General features: G+C 36.9%; 16 protein-coding genes. 9 read left to right on the top strand and 7 right to left on the bottom strand.

Going from position 1 to position 19,927, the window contains the following annotated elements; genetic code table 11:
- Positions 1-99: 99 nt before the first annotated feature.
- The gene (locus tag K6119_RS15890) at positions 100-474 is read left to right on the top strand and encodes a DUF1987 domain-containing protein (protein WP_221833254.1); all 375 of its coding nucleotides are present in this window, start codon (positions 100-102) and stop codon (positions 472-474) included.
- On the opposite strand, the gene K6119_RS15885 is transcribed toward K6119_RS15890, so the two are convergent.
- Complete coding sequence (locus K6119_RS15885) at positions 471-2,369, bottom strand: PAS domain S-box protein (RefSeq protein WP_221833252.1); 1,899 nt, start codon at positions 2,367-2,369, stop codon at positions 471-473. The genes K6119_RS15890 and K6119_RS15885 overlap by 4 nt on opposite strands.
- A 201-nt stretch (positions 2,370-2,570) precedes the next feature.
- Between K6119_RS15885 and K6119_RS15880 the strand changes: the two genes are divergently transcribed.
- From K6119_RS15880 to K6119_RS15855, 6 genes are all read left to right on the top strand, one after another.
- The gene (locus tag K6119_RS15880; protein WP_221833250.1) at positions 2,571-4,673 is read left to right on the top strand and encodes a T9SS type A sorting domain-containing protein; all 2,103 of its coding nucleotides are present in this window, start codon (positions 2,571-2,573) and stop codon (positions 4,671-4,673) included.
- 96 nt (positions 4,674-4,769) lie between these two features.
- Positions 4,770-5,099, top strand: coding sequence for an ArsR/SmtB family transcription factor (locus K6119_RS15875; RefSeq protein ID WP_221833248.1), 330 nt, complete (start codon positions 4,770-4,772; stop codon positions 5,097-5,099).
- Positions 5,096-5,584 carry an SRPBCC family protein gene (locus K6119_RS15870; RefSeq protein ID WP_221833246.1) on the top strand — a complete coding sequence of 163 codons (489 nt, stop codon included), beginning with the start codon at positions 5,096-5,098 and terminating at the stop codon, positions 5,582-5,584. Before K6119_RS15875 ends, K6119_RS15870 begins: the two co-directional genes overlap by 4 nt.
- 3 nt (positions 5,585-5,587) lie before the next feature.
- Complete coding sequence (locus tag K6119_RS15865; protein WP_221833244.1) at positions 5,588-6,061, top strand: SRPBCC domain-containing protein; 474 nt, start codon at positions 5,588-5,590, stop codon at positions 6,059-6,061.
- Between the two features lie 40 nt (positions 6,062-6,101).
- Entirely contained in the window at positions 6,102-6,740 is a 639-nt protein-coding gene (locus K6119_RS15860; protein ID WP_221833243.1) for a DsbA family oxidoreductase, read from the top strand.
- A 142-nt stretch (positions 6,741-6,882) separates the two neighbouring features.
- Positions 6,883-8,475, top strand: coding sequence for a hypothetical protein (locus tag K6119_RS15855; protein ID WP_221833242.1), 1,593 nt, complete (start codon positions 6,883-6,885; stop codon positions 8,473-8,475).
- A gap of 131 nt (positions 8,476-8,606) precedes the next feature.
- Here K6119_RS15855 and K6119_RS15850 read toward each other — a convergent pair whose 3' ends face one another.
- A complete protein-coding gene (locus K6119_RS15850) occupies positions 8,607-9,275 on the bottom strand; it encodes a hypothetical protein (RefSeq protein ID WP_221833240.1) in 669 nt (222 codons plus the stop codon).
- Positions 9,276-9,424: 149 nt separating this feature from the next.
- Here K6119_RS15850 and K6119_RS15845 point away from each other — a divergent pair, with 149 nt between their 5' ends.
- The gene (locus tag K6119_RS15845; protein ID WP_221833238.1) at positions 9,425-11,755 is read left to right on the top strand and encodes a PKD domain-containing protein; all 2,331 of its coding nucleotides are present in this window, start codon (positions 9,425-9,427) and stop codon (positions 11,753-11,755) included.
- 333 nt (positions 11,756-12,088) lie between these two features.
- On the opposite strand, the gene K6119_RS15840 is transcribed toward K6119_RS15845, so the two are convergent.
- From K6119_RS15840 to K6119_RS15830, 3 genes are all read right to left on the bottom strand, one after another.
- Positions 12,089-12,244, bottom strand: coding sequence for a hypothetical protein (locus K6119_RS15840; protein WP_221833237.1), 156 nt, complete (start codon positions 12,242-12,244; stop codon positions 12,089-12,091).
- 284 nt (positions 12,245-12,528) lie between these two features.
- The gene (locus K6119_RS15835) at positions 12,529-13,494 is read right to left on the bottom strand and encodes a hypothetical protein (RefSeq protein ID WP_237828039.1); all 966 of its coding nucleotides are present in this window, start codon (positions 13,492-13,494) and stop codon (positions 12,529-12,531) included.
- 414 nt (positions 13,495-13,908) lie between these two features.
- Entirely contained in the window at positions 13,909-15,465 is a 1,557-nt protein-coding gene (locus K6119_RS15830; protein WP_221833234.1) for a hypothetical protein, read from the bottom strand.
- A 235-nt stretch (positions 15,466-15,700) separates the two neighbouring features.
- Between K6119_RS15830 and K6119_RS15825 the strand changes: the two genes are divergently transcribed.
- Complete coding sequence (locus K6119_RS15825) at positions 15,701-16,081, top strand: hypothetical protein (protein WP_221833232.1); 381 nt, start codon at positions 15,701-15,703, stop codon at positions 16,079-16,081.
- A gap of 20 nt (positions 16,082-16,101) precedes the next feature.
- Here the strand turns inward: K6119_RS15825 and K6119_RS15820 are convergent, their stop codons facing one another.
- Positions 16,102-16,803: a M48 family metallopeptidase gene (locus tag K6119_RS15820; protein WP_221833231.1), complete on the bottom strand. Its 702-nt coding sequence runs from the start codon at positions 16,801-16,803 to the stop codon at positions 16,102-16,104.
- Complete coding sequence (locus K6119_RS15815; RefSeq protein ID WP_237828038.1) at positions 16,803-19,925, bottom strand: type I restriction endonuclease subunit R; 3,123 nt, start codon at positions 19,923-19,925, stop codon at positions 16,803-16,805. The genes K6119_RS15820 and K6119_RS15815 overlap by 1 nt, the downstream gene beginning before the upstream one ends.
- Between the last annotated feature and the right edge of the window lie 2 nt (positions 19,926-19,927).

The raw sequence follows: 19,927 nt of genomic DNA, 5'->3' as shown, positions 1-19,927 counted from the left end.
TAACTTTTCAACTTTTATCGATTAATTTAAAATGATCGTCGTATTTATCACTCACCAATAGTACTCTTTCAATACCTTTGCTCTCAGTTACCATTTATTATGAAAGATATATCTGTTGAATTAAGTGAATTAACTCCTTCAATTCAAAGTGACCTTACAAATCATAAACTAAGCATTGAAGGAATCAGTATACCCGAAAATTCTAAAGAATTTTATAAACCGGTAAAAGAATGGATTACGGAATACAACAAATCTTCAAATGATGCATTGGAGGTAAATCTTAAGCTTGATTACTTTAACACAAGTTCATCCTTTTGTATCCTGGAAATATTAAAGATGTTAAATTCTGCCAGCGGTAAAAAACAAGTGTACGTGAATTGGCTTTACGAAGCTGATGACGAAGACATGAAAGAAGCGGGTGAAGAGTTTCAAAACATTGTTGGAGACATACTCACCATAAAAGAGGTTGCTTAACTCACCCTCACAGCAAACACAGTAATATCATCTGTCTGTTCCATATCTCCTTTCCATTCTGCTAGTTCTTCTTCCAATTTTTGTTTGATTTGAAATAGATCTTTATCAGACAGTTCCTTTAACAATTCATAGAACCTTTTTTTCATGAACTTACGTTTATGTGGACCTCCAAATTGGTCAGCATATCCATCTGTGTGTAAAACAACAATATCCCCTTTTTCCAATTCAATTAAATGATTTGCAAAAGGCTCAGGTCTATCGGTAAATCCAACATGTTGACGATTTCCTTTTGTTTCTATCAATTCACCATTTCTTAAAACTACACAAGAGCGATTAGCAGCCGAGAAATTTAGTCTTCGGTTTTCCAAATCAAATACGCAAAAACTAACATCCATCCCATCATTTACATACCCTTTCTTATCAGATCTGAAGAGATTAATCAGCTTGGTTCTTACATAATCTAAAGATTCTCCCGGAGAGTTTATATCATACCGCGTAAATGACTCTTTGAGCAAGCCATTACATAGTAAACTCAACACTCCGCCCGGAACTCCGTGCCCTGTACAATCGGCAACAATAAGTACCGGAAAAACCACACCTGCATTTGATTTTATCTTGTCTACAATATAAAAATCACCCGACAAAATATCCTTTGGATTGAATAGTACAAAATAGTCATCAAAAATATCTGCAATTTCATCCTCATTTGGTAAAACAGAATCCTGAATGCTCTTAGCATATTGAATGCTTTCTCTAATGCTTTTATTCTGACTTGCAATTATGGCTTCTGCTTTTTTTGCTTCAGTAACATCTCTTAAAAAGGTTTGTACAGATTTCACCTCATCCCCTTCCAAACTGACCGTCATTGAACCTTCAACAATAACCTCCTCTCCATCCTTATTCATTAAGCTATAGACTACTTTTTCTTCCGGAGAATTCTTAGATATCGCAATTTCATTGAGTAAATTTTTACAATGATCTAAACTGTTGTTGTGAAGCACATCAAACAAATTCAATTTGTTCAATTCTTCCTCTGTATAACCCATTGCTTCTCTCCAGCTTTCATTGACAAATAAAAAATTCCCATCCGGTTCAACACTTTGGATCATATCAGATGAATTGTCAAACAATTCACGGTAACTAGCTTCACTTTCCTGTAACTTCATCTCGGTTTCTTTTCTCAAATTAATGTCTCTTACAACACCATAAAACCTTTGAATCTTAGAATTATCTAACTGATTTAGTTCCGTTCGTACTTGTTGCCCAACCCATAGGGAATGCCCCTCTTTGTGCAATACTTTAAATTCAAAATAAGAATCAATCAATTTGTTATCAAACACATCTCTATAATGCTGTTCAACAGCTTTTGTGAATGCAGGATCTACTATATCTAAAAAAGACTTACCGATCAATTCAGCTGCTTTGTAGCCTATTATTTTTTCTACACTTGGATTAAAGTATTGAAAAACACCTTTATAGTCTGAAGTGTATATAATGTCTAAGGCATTTTCAACAATGTTTTCAAACTCCTTTTCCTTCTCAATTTCTTTTGTAATATCCTTTGAAATACCAAGAGAACCTACCACAATCCCTTGTTCATCTTTAACCAGGCTTGCAGACAATCGAGCTATTTTTAATTCACCATTCTTGCACTTATTTAGTACTCTACCTTCATACTTTCCACTGGAAGATAGTTTCTTAGAAACAACCTTAAACTCTTCTTCACTTTCATATATTATTTGAACTGGTTGGCCCAAAATTTCATCTTTGTTGTAACCAAACAAATTCTCTGCAGCAGGATTAAACTCTACTATTTCATTTTCAGCATTGCAGATAATAATTACATCCAATGAATGTTGAATTAAAATAGAGTGAATATTTTGGTTTAATGGCATCCAAAAAAATTAAAACGTAATCTTGAACTAAAGTAAATAAATTCGATTCTTTATCAACGGTTTAGAAGATATACAATCAAAGCAAATTTAATATATATAATATCTATATGAGTTGTTCTCATTTTTCGATTGATGGTATCAAGTACTGGACATTCCCATTTAAATGTTTTAACTTTAGGTTGGCCCTGAAACTTCGTCAAAATGATAAAAAACTTTCTCCTACTCAGCCTCAGTTTTATTCTGTCCATTTCATATGCTCAAAACACTAACATTTCTGGTGTCATTAATAATTACGCAACTGTTTCAGCAATTAGTGGTAATAGTTTAACTGTTAATTCATCCGTCGGATTTGCGGCCGGAGACCTTGTTTTAATTATTCAAATGAAGGGTGCCAACATGGACGAAACAAACTCAGCTGCCTTTGGAGACATAGTTAATTTAAACAGTGCAGGCAATTATGAAATCACATCAGTTTGCAGCATAATTAGCCCAACAGAAATTGGACTTTCATCCATTCAAAGAACTTACGACCCTACAAATGCTGTACAGTTAGTTAGGGTTCCTGAATACAATGACGCAACCGTCACTTCAACATTAACTGCAAACGCCTGGGATGGAACAAGCGGAGGAATTCTAGCATTAAAATGCAAAGGAAGCCTAACCCTTAATGCGGATATTGATGTACAAGGATTAGGTTTCATGGGAGGAGGATCTGTTACCTCATCTTTTGGATGTGATTGGTGGAATCCTATCTCAGATTATTTTGCAGCCATTTCATCAGGTGAAGGAGCATTAAAAGGAGAGGGAATTGCAACTTTTATTACAAACAAAACTGCCGGAAGAGGTGCACAAACAAATGGAGGTGGTGGAGGAAACGACCACAATTCAGGTGGAGGCGGTGGTGCCAATGCCGGAGCAGGAGGTCAAGGTGGAGAAAGAATTGCGGCTGGTACTTTTTATTGCTCAGGAGCATATCCAGGTGTAGGAGGAAAAGCTAATTCGTACAACAATACAGACAATAAAATTTATCTTGGAGGAGCCGGCGGAGCGGGACATGAAAATAACGGAGGCTTAAATTCAGACGGAGGAAATGGAGGCGGAATCGTCATCATCATTGCCAATGAATTAATAGGAAATAGTAATAATATTATTTCTACCGGATCCAATGCTGTTTTATCTGAAGATGGTGCAGGAGGTGGTGGAGCCGGAGGAACAGTTTTGTTAGACATTGGTACTTACACAGGAGGATTAAGTGTAAATGTATCTGGAGCCAATGGAGGAAGTGTTGATAATGTAGGACCCTCAAATTGCAACGGACCCGGAGGAGGTGGCGGTGGTGGAGTTTTATGGATTAATCAGGCCGGTTTACCTGGCAACATTACTTTCGGAGCTTTAGCCGGTGCGCCAGGAGTTACCACAACAGCTTCACAATCTAATTGCACTGTTGGTAGTAGCAATAATGCTCAATTTGGCAACCCCGGTACGCAAGTGAATGATCTTAACATACCTATTTCCGGAGCATCACAAAACGGAGTTGATGTTATTACAGCATGTGATTCACTGGTTTGGATTGATGGTAACACCTATTATAGCTCAAATAATACAGCCACCCATGTTTTGGTCGGTGGATCAAGTTCAGGTTGTGATTCAACTGTTGTACTAAATCTCACATTAAACGGCGCAGCTCCTTCGTCAACCGATTCTCTATTTGCTTGCGACTCATTGACCTGGGTAGATGGCGTTACCTATTACGCGTCTAATAACACTGCAACATATACATACTTTGGAGGTTCCTCTGCCGGATGTGATTCTACTATTCAATTGAACTTAACAATTAACCAAACGGATTTATTTGTCATCCAATCTCAACAAAATTTAACTGCCAGTCAGTTCGGTGCAAATTACCAATGGATCAACTGCGCTACACAGTCTGCTATTTCAGGAGCGACAAACCAGTCATATATTGCAACACAAAATGGGGATTATGCTGTAATTATTGAATTAAATGGCTGCACAGATACATCTGCCTGCTACACGGTAAGCGGAATGGGAACTGATGAACTAGAAAAATTTTCTGTAAACATCTTTCCTAATCCTGCTAAAGACATGGTTCATATACAATTGACTGAAAAATATGATTTTATAAATCTTGAATTAAGGGATTTGAGCGGAAGATTAGTTTTTGAATCAACCTACAATAACACTTCCAAAATTGAACTGGCCACACCATTCACCAAAGGCATTTATTTGCTGAACATCTCCATTGATGGTGAAAATCTTTCTAAAAGATTACTGATAGAATAAGACTTATAGGATAATTACGCCAAACAAAATTCGAAATTATTTGCGTAAGTAAATACTTACATTTATATTTGTAAGCAAATACTTACATATTTAATTATGGGAGCACTAAAAAGAGATGTTTTTCAAGGCTTAGCTGATCCAACAAGAAGAGAGATTTTAACCTTAATAGTTCATGAACCTATGAGCTTAAACAGCATAGCAGAGAAGTTTGAAATCAGCAGACCGGCCGTATCTCAACACATCAAAATTCTTGAAGAATGCCAATTAATTGATATCACTCAAAAAGGCAGACAAAGATTTTGTGAACCCAAATTAGATAAACTAAATGAAGTTGCTGAATGGATTGCTCCTTTTAAAGAAATGTGGGAATCAAGATTCAATCAACTGGATAATCTATTAGAAGAACTAAAAACTAAATCAAAATGAACGAAGCAAAATTCACCGTAAAAGAAAATGTATTAACCGTTGAAAGAACTTTTAATGCTCCCATTAAGCTTGTTTGGAGAGCATGGACAGAAGCTGAATTATTAGATCAGTGGTGGGCACCTACTCCCTGGAAATCAGAAACTGCTAAAATGGACTTTTCTGAGGGAGGAAGTAGATTATATGCAATGGTTGGACCCGAAGGAGAAAAGCATTGGGGATTAACAGAATTCACCTCTATTAAACCGGTAACTCATTTTTCAGGTCAAGACGTATTTTGTGATGAAAATGGCGAACCTAATCGTGAAATGCCTGTGGCAAAGTTCTCCAATGATTTCAACGAAAATAATAATCAAACTACTGTTATTATGGTAACCCATTATGCATCAGCAGATGATTTGAAAACCGTAATAGAAATGGGAATGAAAGAAGGATTAACCATGGCTCTGAACCAATTAGAAGATATTTTACTAACGCAAAAAGTATAAATAATGGACACTACTCACCTTTCAACTTATGTTATTGAAGACAATGAAATTACTTATACAAGATTGTTCAATGCTCCCATTCACCTGGTTTGGGAGGCTTGGTCAAAGGTAGAATTAAGAGAAAAATGGTTTGGACCCAATGGTTTTACAATTACCACCTTTCAACATCAATTTAGTCAGGGAGGAATTTGGAAGTTTACAATGCACGGACCGGATGGAACTGATTTTCCAAATAAAATTGAATTTGTAAAAATCAACGAACCTACTTTAATCATGTACAAGCATGTAGATGATGAAGACACAGAAGCCATTTCATTCCAGGTGGAAGTGAAGCTAAAAGAAATGAATGATTCAACCGAATTAACTATGCGTCATATCTTTAGATCAGCTGAAGAACTGAGAAGAGTTGCCGAAGAATATGGAGCTATTGAAGGTGGTCAGCAAACTTTGGCAAGACTTGCAGATTTAATAGAATAAAACTTGTAAGAAATCATGTAGTTATTCGTACAATAGACACATGAAAATTGAAATTTGGAGTGACATAGTTTGTCCATGGTGCTATATTGGTAAACGCAGATTTGAAAAAGCATTAGCACAGTTTAAATATGCAGATGAAGTAACAGTTGAATTCAAAAGTTATGAATTGAACCCTGATGTAGTTACCAATCCAAATTTAAAAATCAGCAAGTATTTATCTACTTATAAAGGGATACCTATTGAGCAAGTTGAATCCATGAATGAACATGTTACTAAAACTGCTGAAACAGAAGGTTTGAATTATCAGTTAGACAAGGTTTTTCCCACCAATACTTTTAAAGCGCATAGACTTTTGCATTTAGCCAAAGAAAAAGGCTTACAATTTGAATTGAAAGAAGCATTAATGAATGCCTACTTTGTTGAAGCAAAGAATGTGGATGATCACGCCAACCTGCTGCAAATTGCAATTTCTGTAGGTTTGGATGAAATGGACGTTCAAAATGTGCTGACTACAGAAATGTACAAAGCCAATGTTCAACGAGACATTGAAGAAGGAATTCAGTTGGGATTACAGGGTGTTCCGTTTTTTGTAATTGACAGAAAATATGGAATCTCCGGTGCACAATCCACAGATACATTTCTGCAATCATTGTTGAGAGCATATGCAGAGAGTGAGTAATGCTCAATTAAAAAATACCGCTTAATCAGCAATTGCTCCTTTACATCAACAAATTGAACTTTTAGAAAGTAGCAATAACATCTAACTGTCGTCCAGTTAATTATGTATTATATTCGGCCTGAATTAATAATACAATCTACTCATGAAAAGTCTAATATCTACTCTTTTATCACTAATTATTACAGGTGCTGCAATAGCACAAATTCCATCATTTGATTGGAAAAACTTAAGGACATCACCTGCTGGTTCATCATTTGAGTATTTTATTGGGGAAGATGATGGCTTTTATTATTTCATGAGCAATAAAGGACCTCAAGGCACAACAAAACACATCACCAAGGTAAATAAGGAGTTAACCACTTATGATGTAATCCCGGTAAAAAGTCAGTACGGCTTATATGGCGGAGATCCATTTTTCGAAAAGTCTTTTGTCATTGACGGTACAATTTACCAGTGTCATGAAACTTGGGACAGAGAAGCTAAAAAAAGGGCACTAACTTTAGTTGTCATTGATGAAACTGGAATGATTACAGAATTTAAAAGGATAGCGGAGCACGAATATTCTAAAGTATTTTTTCCTGGAGAATTTAGTTACTCATTATCTCCTGATAAAAAGAAGTTGTTGATGATTCGAATAGATGCATTTAGAAAGAAATCTCCCACAACCGAAATAGAGATTATGTGTTACAACACTTCTGATTGGTCACTTATTTACAGTGAATTAAAAACTTTAGATCATCCTTCACAAAAAGTTCCAAGATATCAATCTGCAATTGACAATGAAGGAAACGTTGTTTTTGGGAATAAATTCGAATTGGAAAAAGAATGGGTAAATAGATTTTACGCATTTAATGCTGCAAGTAAAGAACTTAAAACATTTGACGTAGGTTTTGAAAACAAAAAAAATGTTTACCACTACGACATACTTACACATGGAAATGGAAATTTCACTTTTATTGGTACTTATAACGATAAAAATGTAATTCCTACAGCCATCTCTTATGGGGGTGCAATTATGGGGCATTTTATGATTGATATTGAAAATGCAAGTACAATCAAAACAAAAACTTTCGAACTAATAAATGACCAGGTTTTAAGTCACTTTCACAGCAAACCTGAAGAGCTTAACAATAGATCTTTAGATCATTTTGCGTTAAGAGAAACTTATAAATTAAGTAATGGCAATTATGTAATGGTAATGGAGTCAGAAAGCTCATCTAAAAAAAACATTGGAACTACTGAAAAACTGATTTGGCAATACACCTATAAAAGAGGTGCAATTCTAACTTTCGGAATAGATGGTAAAACTGGAAAAATGATGTGGTCTAACAAAATTTCTAAGGGACAAGTTGAAACTTTAATTGAAGGAGAACCTATTAATTATATCGGCTTCAATCATTTTTTAAAAGATGATCAGGTATATATTATCTACAACAACCAAGCAGCTAGTAGCCAATGGAAAGAAACAGACGGACAAACATACCAATGCAAACAAACATTTGGAAACACCACCGACATACCTCCTTTTATGTACGCCATTCAAGCTGATGGTGAAGTTAAATACGGTGATTTAGCCTTAGGTTTACCACTTAAAACAATTTTTAATTCGGAAAAAGACTTTCCAATTAAATTGAATAGCCGCTTGACTATTAGAACAGAATATGGTCTATTACTTTTAGCTGAATACGGTAAAGGATCAAAATATAAATTAGGAAAATTATACTTCAACGATTAAAAATAATCAACTACCTTTTGAATTCAGAAAATAACTTTGAATTAAAAAAAGAGGAACCGAATTGAGTTCCTCTTTTTTAATGCATTGTTAGTTCATTTTCTTTTCAGATAAAGAAAAGTATCAAATAGCTATTATTTAAACAGCTTAAAATTATCTGCAGTTATTGCAGAAAAAACATACGCTACAAATATTTCATTATCTGCAACAAATGTTGAAACGTCAAATTCCCAATCAGAATTTGAACCATATTTGTCCAGTCTTTCACCTTTTGCAAAATTGTTTTCAATTTTATAATGTCCATTTACTTGATCAAAATGATCTTCACTGATTGTTTTTTCCATTAAGGCAAATTCACAATTACAATCATTGTTCAAACTCCAACTATACAAAGGCAAAACTCTTATTTTCTCACTTGAACTATTTCTACCGGATAGCACAAATTGATCACCTGATTTTGTTGTAAGATCAACTGTTACAGTGCCACTGCCTTTTACATTTACGTCCCAATATCTGAGTACTTCCGTTTCATTTGTTACCTCGTTCTGAATTTCTTTTTGATGGTATTTAATTGTACCCAAATCATCTCCTTTTTTACCTGTGATTGTCCAGTTTTTATAGGTTGAATCAGCAGCCGCAATGGTGTACTCAACTTTTTGATATTTAAATTTTATACTTTGAGCAACATATAATTCAGAACCTGATTTATCTGAAGTTTGATTATACACCACTTCAACTTGAACTTTTTTCCCAAAAGCTATCGCACCCGTACAAAGAGCAATTATTACAACTAAATTTTTCATAGTTAAATATAATTATTAATTCAACTTTTGTAACACTATACCCCCCCACTCTATTTCCCACCTCCGTTTACACTCTTGAAACTAACTAATAGACAACCAATAAATTAATCATGCGTTTATTGAGTGTCAAAAATTAAAAAACCTCATTTATGAAAAGCCTACTACTCGCACTAATTGCAATTTGGACCTTGAGTTTTACATCCAATGCACAGTGCACAGCTTCATTTACATTTTCAAACAACACATGTGATTCAGTTCAGTTTACACCTGACACACTGAATTCAAATTTTGACTATTTCTGGAATTTTGGAGATGGAAATTCTAGCACAGATATGTCGCCGGTATATCCTTACTCTGCTAACGGAACCTACATAGTGATACTTACAGTAATTGATTCAAATGCCATGTGCTCTAATTCGTACACTTCAATCGTCACTATTAACTGTGCAGCAAACTGCACTACAGTTGGAGATTTTGTAACTTATCCTGACACTGTTGGATGTGGTACATACTTTATTTCAACTGCTTTTGGAGGAACCGCTCCTTACACTTTCTCATGGGATTTTGGGGATGGAAGTACTAGTACCCTGGCTCATCCTTATCATCAATTTGCAATACCCGGAACATACTCAGTTTGTTTAACGGTTACAGATGATTTAGGATGTGATACAACGGTATGCGACTTTGTTGTTGCCAATTGTAACAACTCATGTGATGCCAGTTTTACCCAATCTTTCGCTACTTGTGATTCCGTTTGGTTTTATCCAACTTCTCAAGGAGCAAATTATGATTATTACTGGGATTTTGGTGACGGATTTACCAGCACTTCAATGTATACTTCGCACCAATACACTGCTGACGGAGTTTATCCAGTAGTGCTTTATTTAATTGATTCATTAAACGGATGTTCAGACGCATACACAGTATTGGTAACCATTAACTGTGGAAACAACAACGGTTGTACAACTGATGGAGATTTTGCCTTCATTTCTGATACTTCAGGTTGCGGATTCTATTTTACATCTACTGCTTTTGGAGGAACTTCACCTTACTCATACACATGGGATTTTGGGGATGGAACTTCAAGTACACAAGCCAATCCCTATCACAATTACAGTGCTCCCGGGGTGTATACACCTTGCTTGACAATTACAGATATTCAAGGATGTGACACCACTATTTGCTACACTTTAACAGCAAACTGTAATGTCACAACTACTTGTGATGCAAGTTTTACAGAAACATATGTAACATGTGATTCAGTATGGTTCTACCCAACTTCACTTGCTTCAAACTATGATTATTACTGGGATTTTGGTGACGGAACTACTAGTACTTCAATGTTTCCGTCACATCAATACACTGCAGACGGTACCTATTTAGTGATGTTATACCTAATTGATTCATTAAACGGATGTTCAGATGCTTATACTGTAATGGTAACAATCAACTGCGGAAACAGTGGTGGATGCACAACAGATGGTGACTTTGTATTTTATGCAGATACGGTGGGATGTGGATTCTACTTTACCTCAACTGCTTTTGGAGGATCAGCTCCTTACACTTACACATGGGATTTTGGAGACGGAACTTCAAGTACACAGTCAAATCCATATCATCAGTACAATACACCGGGAATCTATACACCTTGTTTGACAATTACAGATAACTCTGGTTGTGATACAACTATCTGCTATACATTAACTGCAAACTGTAGTGTTAATAACCAGTGTGACGCCAGCTTTACACAGTCTTTTGCTACATGTGATTCTGTTTGGTTCTACCCTGTTTCGCAAGGATTCAACTACAATTATTACTGGGATTTTGGGGATGGAACTAACAGTACATCAATGTATCCATCACACCAATACACATCAGATGGAACTTACCTTGTGATGTTGCAACTAATTGATTCATTAAACGGATGTTCAGATACTTATACAGTAATGGTTACTATTAATTGCGGTAACAATACAGGATGTTCAACAGATGGAGATTTCGGATTCCAGGCAGATTCAATGGGTTGTGGATTCTATTTCAACGCATATGCTTTTGGCGGAATTGCACCATATTCATATGCATGGGATTTTGGAGATGGAGGAACAAGTAATCAAGTGTATCCTTATCACCAATTCAGCAGCCCTGGCGTTTATCAAACTTGTTTAACTATTACAGATGCGCAAGGTTGTGACACTACTTTCTGCTACTCAATTACTGCCAACTGTGTTGTAGGGATTGATGACAATCAAGAAGAAAGCACATTAAAAGTATTCCCTAATCCAACTAACACAGGTGTAAATGTGATGGCCAATCAGATGGAACGCATTGACATTTATGACTTGGAAGGAAGATTAGTGTATACAGAAAATGTAATGATGGATAATGTTTGGTTGAGTTTGGATGAACTTACAAACGGAATCTATTTACTGCATATTACTACTGCAAATGGCTTGCTTACTGAGAAGGTGATTAAGCGATAAAGATATAAGTTCAATAAAGTGAAGCTCTCTGTCTTGTATAAGGCAGGGAGTTTTTTGTTTTTTCCATTTGATGAAAAATCACTCTCTTTAGTACTTATCTGTTTCCCCCTTACGCTTGTGCTGAAGCTTCAGCGTAGGCACATGGAGGGGGACTAAGGGGGAGGTTGATGATAATTTGGATAAGACCTCCTTCCTTGCGCTAACGCTTGGTCTGCGAAAGCAGTGCTGCTTGCCTATTTTTCGCAATGGGAAAAAAGAATAAAACAATCTTTTGAAAGAAATTTTATCCTTTTAGGCTCTTTCACTTTTTTCCATTTGATGAAAATCACCTTTTTATTGTACTTGTCCTTTTTTTCCCATAGATGAAAAAAAGAACGAAAAAAAATCATTGGTGGCGGCTGCTGCTAATTTGCTATTTTCCAAATCCTCGAATGCTAAAGCCTTAATGATCCCGCTTACAGCGGTATCCGGATCGGCTTCTTTACGCATTCTCCGGTTGCAAAATGACGCAATCTTAGCAGATGCCGATCTTAGAAATTCTCTTATTGGTCATCTTCTGCGCTTTCGTTAAAATTTACCCGCAAGTAGCCGTTGCGCCTACACCGTAGCCGGTTTCGGCGAAGGAGCAAAGAATAGCGACCGTCGGAACGTAGTGGAGACAATTGAGCTATTTAGGCTGCGAGGAGTAAAATTTTAGAAAAGCAGGAGCGGACCTTGACTTTTTTTGGTACTTTTTTGTGTCAAGACAAAAAAGTACACAACTAATTACAACATTATTCCACCACTTCCAAAAACCTTGAACTCATCCAACCTTTCATGGTAATGGCATAAATCTCATAATCCGGAATCTCTGAATAATCAGGTGGTGTATTGTAGTCCATCTCAACATACCACCAAACTCTCCCGGTTGAATCTGTGGTTTGACCAAGGGCAACACCTCTTGAATCCGCTGGATAGATACATACAATATTTTGCTTAAAAGTGGCGCCATCAAACATTACATCTACCGTATCAATAAACGGATCCATACGCAAGTAATACTCATCTTGCAAAGTTTTAAACTGCTTGGGAGTTTTAAAAATGTAATCTGGTAAAGTGGTATGTGCAATTTCTCCTGTGTGTTTCTTTTCATCAAAGATTAAATTGTCCTTTTCATGTTCAATTAACCATTCAGTATTGTATACCAGATAATCTGTACAACATCCGGGATTATATATTGTTAAAGCAGTTAAGCCTTCTTCACCATATTCAATATAAGTGATGTGTTGCTGTGTTTGAAATTCGGGTTTAAACTCACCTTCAACATTCAAATAAATCCACACAATTAATGGTTCACCTCTTGAAAAACCATTATAGATTAAGTCCAAGTCTCCATCAGCATCCAGGTCCATAAAATGGAAGTACTTTTCAGCATCATGTTGCCATTCACCATCATAATAAGCAAAATCAAAGTCGTCCTTTACCTTTTCCATCATATCAAGGCGTTCTTGACCTTTTAGCTTATCATACTTGCTTAAATCAACTCTTTTGTGTTGTTCAAAAGCTGCCCATCTTGGGGTCAAATTAGGATCTAATTGTACAGTATCAATACTACTTTGATTTGTGTCAGCTTGTTCAATTGCTGTTTCTGCAGAGTCTTCTTCTGAAACTCTTGCATCTGGCCGGCAAGAAATCAAGGCCATGATGATAATGGGTAAAAGTTGTTTTGGGTGCATGGTGCTAAGATAAAGGATTAACATTTATTCTCTTTACCTCCTTCACTTTTTTCCATTTGATGAAAAAAGTGACAAAGCGCCTCCGCAGAGTAGCTTCATGCGCTCGCGGAAAAATCTCTTGTGGCGGCTGCTGCTAATTTGCTATTGTTGGGTGCTCTCGACTCCGCTCGATCACCAATTCGTCGTACCTCGAGCGTAGTCGAGAGGCACGACAAATTTATGACGCAATCTTAGCAGATGCCGATCTTGGAATCTATCTACTTCCCCCTTACGCTTGTGCTGAAGCTTCAGCGTAGGCACATGGAGGGGGACTAAGGGGGAGGTTAATGATAATTTCAACAAAACCTCCCCCTCAATCCCCCTCCTTACCTACTCTCATTCCCCCGCTCAAGGGGGAAGTAATTTCTTTGCGCAATGGGAAAAAAGAATAAAATTTCATTACTTTATCTCAGCTCGCACTACTCTACCCTTCACTATTCCATAATAAAACTTACCAACTCTAAAAGACTCCCCTGCTTTGATATCTCTGCTATCCAAATCATTTTCAATGGTGTGGATGGATCCTCCGGTATCTAGTGCCAGCTGAATATAAGCCAGGTTAATTCCGGCAGTGCCGCCACAAACAATTACGTGAACCGGTTTGCGCAATTCTCTTACGTATGACAAATCTCTTGGAGTGGCCCAATTATCTGCCACCATTATTACCTCATCACAGCCTGGAAAATCATCCATGGCTTTAATCGTGGCTTCTATGTTGTTTTCAGGGCAGTCTCCTCCGCCACCTTTTCGCATGGTTTCTAACATGGTGTTATATACCGGTTTAAAAGCTGTGTTTCGGGCACCATAAATTCCACCTACATGACCGGTCACTTTGTACCTATCACTTTTCATATCTCCATCATTGAAAAAAGTAAATGCTTCAACTTGACTGGAATCTTGCGTAGCTTTTACCCAGGCCATTGTTTTAGCAATGTAGGGAGACATGCTTCCGGTAACATCCATCACTACCAGTGAGTTTTGCCAATCCGGATGGCGTTTAAAAACAGCTTCTACCACGCCGTACTCTTCATTGTCAAAGTTGGGTACATAAGTGATTAAAGGGGAACTAAGTGAACCTATTTCAGTAACCGCATAATCTGCTGAAAAATCACAAGTATCGGTAAGGTAAACTATGTACAAATCATATCTTTTAACCCCCTTGCCTTTTGCGTTTCTACTTGAATATGAAAAACCTCCATAGTTTTCAGTTCTTTTAATACTGTCAATTTTTGTATCAAACAGTTTTTTGTTTCCTTCAAATTGGTAGACAGTTGAAATGTAACACTTGCCTTCAAGATCCTCTAATTCCCATTCTGAATATTCTACTTCTCCATCAAACCCAAGAACCACATCAGATGCTTTACCAGCCATCAAAGTAGGGTCATACACATCTGCCACATCATCCTCTGCTACCACCTCCTCATCCTCAATCTCATTCTCTCCTTCATTCTCATTCTCCTTCTCATTCTTTTCCACATTTCCGTCTTCACCCAAACCTAAATAAGCGTCTATGTATGATATTTCTGTTTCAATGCTCTCTTTTGTTGGGCGCGGACGATAGTAAATCACAAAACCATGAAACATTTGTTGCGCACTTTCTCTGGTAAGGGCTTGTGATTGTCCAACAGTTTTCCAATTAATTAAGGGGTCATCTGCCCCCGGAAAAGCCTTTTTAAATTTTTGAATACGGCTTTTATTTAAAGCCAATTGATCAAAAGCCGGATTGGTTTTATACACCGTATACACCAAATCAATTTGCATAATGGCCAGCTCTTTTAAATTGTCAGGTATGCTTTTTAATAAGTCATCCTCATCAAAGTTTACAGGTATTTGCACATACTCTTCAGCAGCTACAATACCTTGTTTAATTTCATAAACCGCTACTGTATCATGTTCCATCATTTGCCCAAAGGACATCAGTGGCAGCAGCATCAAAAAATTCAATATTAATCTCATAAGTAATGGTATTTACAAATGGATGTAGCTGCTGCAAAAAGGTAACCAAATGGGGGGTTAAACCGGGTAAAAATGTAGGGTGATTTTTAATTGTTTTTGGCTGCCTACCGGCTAAACCGGCACCGGGCTTTCCGCTATAGTCACGCCTTTGGCGTGAGCTGCCGCTGCAATCCCTGGCAGGGGATCCTATTTCCATACCCATCTCCCATTACAAAAAACCAAATACCTTTGCCGCATGGACGAAATGGAACTCTTCAACAATGATGTCATGTACTGGCGTGAAGTTAAATTTTACTTACCCGCTAAAAACGCTACCCTACAACTTGTTGAAGCTATAGAAATAGAGGGAACCCACCATCAAACCATTGACTGCTTTTTAGTGGATTACCAAACCCATAATGTGGAACATGCCATAGAAAATGGCGGTGCATTCATTAAAAATGAGGTAAAAAGCTGGCAATACGTCCTGCCTAAATTTGTCGAATTGTACCATGACAAATCCCTTTCTGAAACCGATAAAGAAGCTTTACTGCAACAATTGCCCCACTCCAATTTGAGAAGTATAACGCTTAAAGACAAAGCTGGAAAAATAGTGCTGGAAAAGGGAAAGGCTTAAATTGCGGGAAGGCAATAAATTTAACCCATTACCAACTCCAACTTTTCTTTCCACTTCTCCCAATTGGGCATTAATGATGATTGAAGTTGGTAAAACTCTTTACTGTGATTAGGATGAACTAAATGGCAGAGTTCATGGATTAAAACATAATCAATACACTTTGTTGGTGCTTTGATCAATTCAGGGTTAATGATCACTCTACCTTTTGGTGTGCAACTACCCCAACGGTTTTTCATTCTTCTGATTTCGATTGGAGGCTTTTCTTTGATACGACCATTGAATTTGGAAAGTGAATTCTCAATTTCCTTTTTGAATCTTACTGACGCGTGATTGTAATACCAACCTGTCAATAATTCTTTTACATGTTCTCTTGAATTATCCCTCTTGTAAAAGACGATTAATTCACCCCCTTTTAGCTTGACCTTATCCTCAGATGATTTACGAATTCTTAGAATATATCTGCGACCTAGATAAAGATGTGTTTCTCCAGAAACATATTCCCTTTCTGGAGTTCTTGGTAAGAACTGAGAGAAGAAGCTTTGTTGTTTGTTGATCCATTTCGCTTTCTTCAGCAAGTTATCCTTGATATCCTGTAATGAGGATTTTGTAGGTGCAATTGCCCAAACAGAAAGATCAGGATGAACTTCAATACCTAATGATTTTCTATCAGAATATCTGAGGTGAAAATCAATTGTTTTAGTACCGTACTGAACAGACTCCATTAATAGTTATTCTTAGCTACTTTCAAACATTTAGACAAGATCTCATCTATTTCATCAAAAGTCATTTCTACTCCCAATGATTTGCGGTGATCAATCAAGTAATCCTCAATCTCATTTTCCATTTGGCGTTGTACATCCAGGTTTTTATGCCAATCTCTAATAGTGAGGTTTTCAACTATACCGGCAATACTTATTCCCGCACCAGCTAGTTCACTTGATATTTTCTTAATTGGTTCTTTGCCGTGTTTCGTGATCAAAACATCACTCACGGCACCAAAAAATGCTCTTGCCTCAGGGTAGGTTCTTAACTGATCAGGTATGCCATCTTGATAGCCTTTATCTAAATCATCTCTGATGTTCAATACCTTTTCTAAATATTCAGCCTCAGATAATCTGTCTTCTCTGAAGGCCTTAATTGTTTCTTCAATCATCTCAGAAAACTTCTTATAAAAAGCTTCATCTTTCTCCATATTCTGTGAGATGACCTTTTTCATATTATTGGCAATATGATCTGCCTTTGAAGCCGAAGTCTTACCTGAATCTTCAAGCGCTTTTTCTACTTGCTCTTTGTTGAAAATATTGATGTCAGATGCAATTACATTGATCTCATCCACATCTACATAAGTATCCAACAATTTTCTGACTCTTGGCTCATACTCTTTATAATCAACTACCTCAGCATACCTAGCTTGAACCGATTTTCTCAAACTTTGGAATCTCTTCAATTCCTTTTTGTAGAATTCAATTTGGCTATCCGTAAACTCTTTATAGAATTCGTCACTACCAAGAGCGGTTTGAAGCACCCTAGCATAGGATGAAACCCTGTCATAAAAACTATCTCTAATGTCTTTGTCACCAAGATGACGTTCTAAGGCTTCAATATCTTCTTTGTTGACGCCCTTGAAAATGTCCCAGACTTCAGCATGACGAATGGGTACTTTTCTCACTTCTTCTGTGGCATCAACGAGAGCGCCTAGCAAGTCTTCTGAATCAAACTCATCCAGCGCGGAATAGGTTGTTAAGGCTTCATCTAGTTTGCCTAATATCCCTACATAGTCAATGATATGACCGTACTCTTTGCCGCTGAAAAGGCGATTAACACGTGCAATGGCTTGTAAGAGATTATGTGAATGAAGCGGTTTTGCCAAGTATAAAACGGTATTTCTTGGAGCATCAAAACCTGTTAGCAATTTATACACCACTATGATCAATTCAACTTCATCCGTTTCTTCTTTGAATTTATCTACTACCCAAGTTTCATACGCTTCTTTTGACCTGTGTTTTTCCATCAACAAATCCCAATATTTTCTGGACTCATTGCTGGTTTCTTTCCATACATCTTCATTATCCTTTCTGCTATCTGGAGGCGTGAATATGACCTTAGTGTTGATCTTCAAATTCGGATCGGTTTGTGATTCAAAGAACTTCTGATACTTTACCGCAACATCAATTTTTGGAACAGCTAATTGTGCTTTAAAACCAGTTCCCTTCCAGTTTTTACAGAAATGCTCTGATATGTCATGTGCTATTTCTTCAATGATATTTTCAGACTCATAAATTTTAGAAATTGTGGCAAACTTCTTTTTTAAATCTTTTTGAGCTGCCTCAGAAAGTGGGGTTGATAGCCTCTCAAAACCTTTGTCAATTTTGGCTTTGTTAATACTTAGCTTTGTTGCTCTCCCTTCATATAACAATGGTAGAACTGCTCCATCTTTCACCGCTTGGTTGATGCTGTAAGAGTGAATAAAGCCTCCAAACTTACGAGCGGTATTCTTTTCAGTTTTTAATAATGGTGTACCCGTAAAACCAATATAAGTGGCGTTTGGCAGCATTTTACGCATGTTGGTGCCAGCTGAACCGTATTGACTTCTGTGGCTTTCATCTACCAGTACAAATATGTTTTCTGAGTCATCTTTGAAACCACCTCTTTTAATTGCTGACTCAAATTTGTCCAGTATGGTTGTGATGATTTCGTTGCCCTTATCTTTTACTAATTCAACAAGGTCAGAACCGCTTTTAGCTTTTTTGACTGCTTTGCCACAATTCACGAAGGTTTTGTAGATCTGTTTATCTAATGAAATACGATCAGTGACAATGACAACGCGAGGGTCAACAATTGATTCTTCCAATGCCAAGGCTTTTGAAAGCATAACCATGGTCAACGATTTACCACTACCGGTTGTATGATAAATGACACCACCTTTTCGTTTTCCTTCATTATCAAATTGAGTTACACGTTTTAAGGTGTCTTGAACTGCGAAGTACTGCTGGTATCTACAAATCTTCTTGTCGGGACCATCAAAGACAATATACTTGTAGATCAAATCCATTAACCTTTTAGGTTCACAAAGACTATATAAAGCACGGTCTTGTTCTGTAGGTAGACGATCTTCAGCCGGAATGTTCTTAACCTCTTTATTTATAATGTTTTGAACTTTCTTCTCAACATCTTCTTTCCAAATTGACCAGAACTTTGCGGGAGTACCTGTTGCTCCATATTTTACTTCATTTGGTTGAACTGCCAGCAATAACTGAGCATAATGAAATAATCTAGGTGTGCCTTCTCCTTTTCTTTGATTTCTGATGTGTTGGGATATTGCTTCATCAATTGAAAAGTTCTTATCTCTTCGCTTGTTTTCAATAATGACAAAAGGAATACCGTTCACAAACAACACCAGATCAGGACGGCGATTTTCTTTAGATCCCTCAATCTGAAATTCTTCAGTGATGTGGTAGTGATTGTTATCCAATTTCTCCCAATCAATATATTTCAATGTGAATGACTTGCGATCACCCTGTACGGTCTCTGTATAACTTTTACCCAGCGTGAGGAGATCATATATCTTTTCATTTGTTTGTACTAAACCCTCGTCCGGAATGTTTTTTAATGCATTGATGGCAGCATGGATATTAGAATTGGAAAAAGGGTGATGCTCTCCTTTGTACTCAAAGGAATTAATGGCAGCTAATCTTTCTTCCAAAATATCCTCCAGGATTACATTTGAAAGGATTCCTGACCTAGCTGTTTCAGCATCCTCTTTGGATACAAAAGTCCAGCCTAGCTTCTGGAGCAATTTTGATGCTGGCTCTTGTGAGTCTGTAGTTTCTGCGTAAGTTTTCATTA

It is taken from the genome of Paracrocinitomix mangrovi, from assembly GCF_019740355.2.
GTDB lineage: Bacteria > Bacteroidota > Bacteroidia > Flavobacteriales_D > Crocinitomicaceae > Paracrocinitomix > Paracrocinitomix mangrovi.
Note: the sequence above shows the minus strand (reverse complement) of the source record. Positions and strands in the feature narration are given on the sequence as shown.

Bases quoted from the DNA above. Each gene is read 5' to 3' on its own strand.
- K6119_RS15890 (WP_221833254.1), top strand. From the start codon at position 100: ATGAAAGATATATCTGTTGAATTAAGTGAATTAACTCCTTCAATTCAA.
- K6119_RS15885 (WP_221833252.1), bottom strand. From the start codon at position 2,369: ATGCCATTAAACCAAAATATTCACTCTATTTTAATTCAACATTCATTG.
- K6119_RS15880 (WP_221833250.1), top strand. From the start codon at position 2,571: ATGATAAAAAACTTTCTCCTACTCAGCCTCAGTTTTATTCTGTCCATT.
- K6119_RS15875 (WP_221833248.1), top strand. From the start codon at position 4,770: ATGGGAGCACTAAAAAGAGATGTTTTTCAAGGCTTAGCTGATCCAACA.
- K6119_RS15870 (WP_221833246.1), top strand. From the start codon at position 5,096: ATGAACGAAGCAAAATTCACCGTAAAAGAAAATGTATTAACCGTTGAA.
- K6119_RS15865 (WP_221833244.1), top strand. From the start codon at position 5,588: ATGGACACTACTCACCTTTCAACTTATGTTATTGAAGACAATGAAATT.
- K6119_RS15860 (WP_221833243.1), top strand. From the start codon at position 6,102: ATGAAAATTGAAATTTGGAGTGACATAGTTTGTCCATGGTGCTATATT.
- K6119_RS15855 (WP_221833242.1), top strand. From the start codon at position 6,883: ATGAAAAGTCTAATATCTACTCTTTTATCACTAATTATTACAGGTGCT.
- K6119_RS15850 (WP_221833240.1), bottom strand. From the start codon at position 9,275: ATGAAAAATTTAGTTGTAATAATTGCTCTTTGTACGGGTGCGATAGCT.
- K6119_RS15845 (WP_221833238.1), top strand. From the start codon at position 9,425: ATGAAAAGCCTACTACTCGCACTAATTGCAATTTGGACCTTGAGTTTT.
- K6119_RS15840 (WP_221833237.1), bottom strand. From the start codon at position 12,244: ATGCGTAAAGAAGCCGATCCGGATACCGCTGTAAGCGGGATCATTAAG.
- K6119_RS15835 (WP_237828039.1), bottom strand. From the start codon at position 13,494: ATGTTAATCCTTTATCTTAGCACCATGCACCCAAAACAACTTTTACCC.
- K6119_RS15830 (WP_221833234.1), bottom strand. From the start codon at position 15,465: ATGAGATTAATATTGAATTTTTTGATGCTGCTGCCACTGATGTCCTTT.
- K6119_RS15825 (WP_221833232.1), top strand. From the start codon at position 15,701: ATGGACGAAATGGAACTCTTCAACAATGATGTCATGTACTGGCGTGAA.
- K6119_RS15820 (WP_221833231.1), bottom strand. From the start codon at position 16,803: ATGGAGTCTGTTCAGTACGGTACTAAAACAATTGATTTTCACCTCAGA.
- K6119_RS15815 (WP_237828038.1), bottom strand. From the start codon at position 19,925: ATGAAAACTTACGCAGAAACTACAGACTCACAAGAGCCAGCATCAAAA.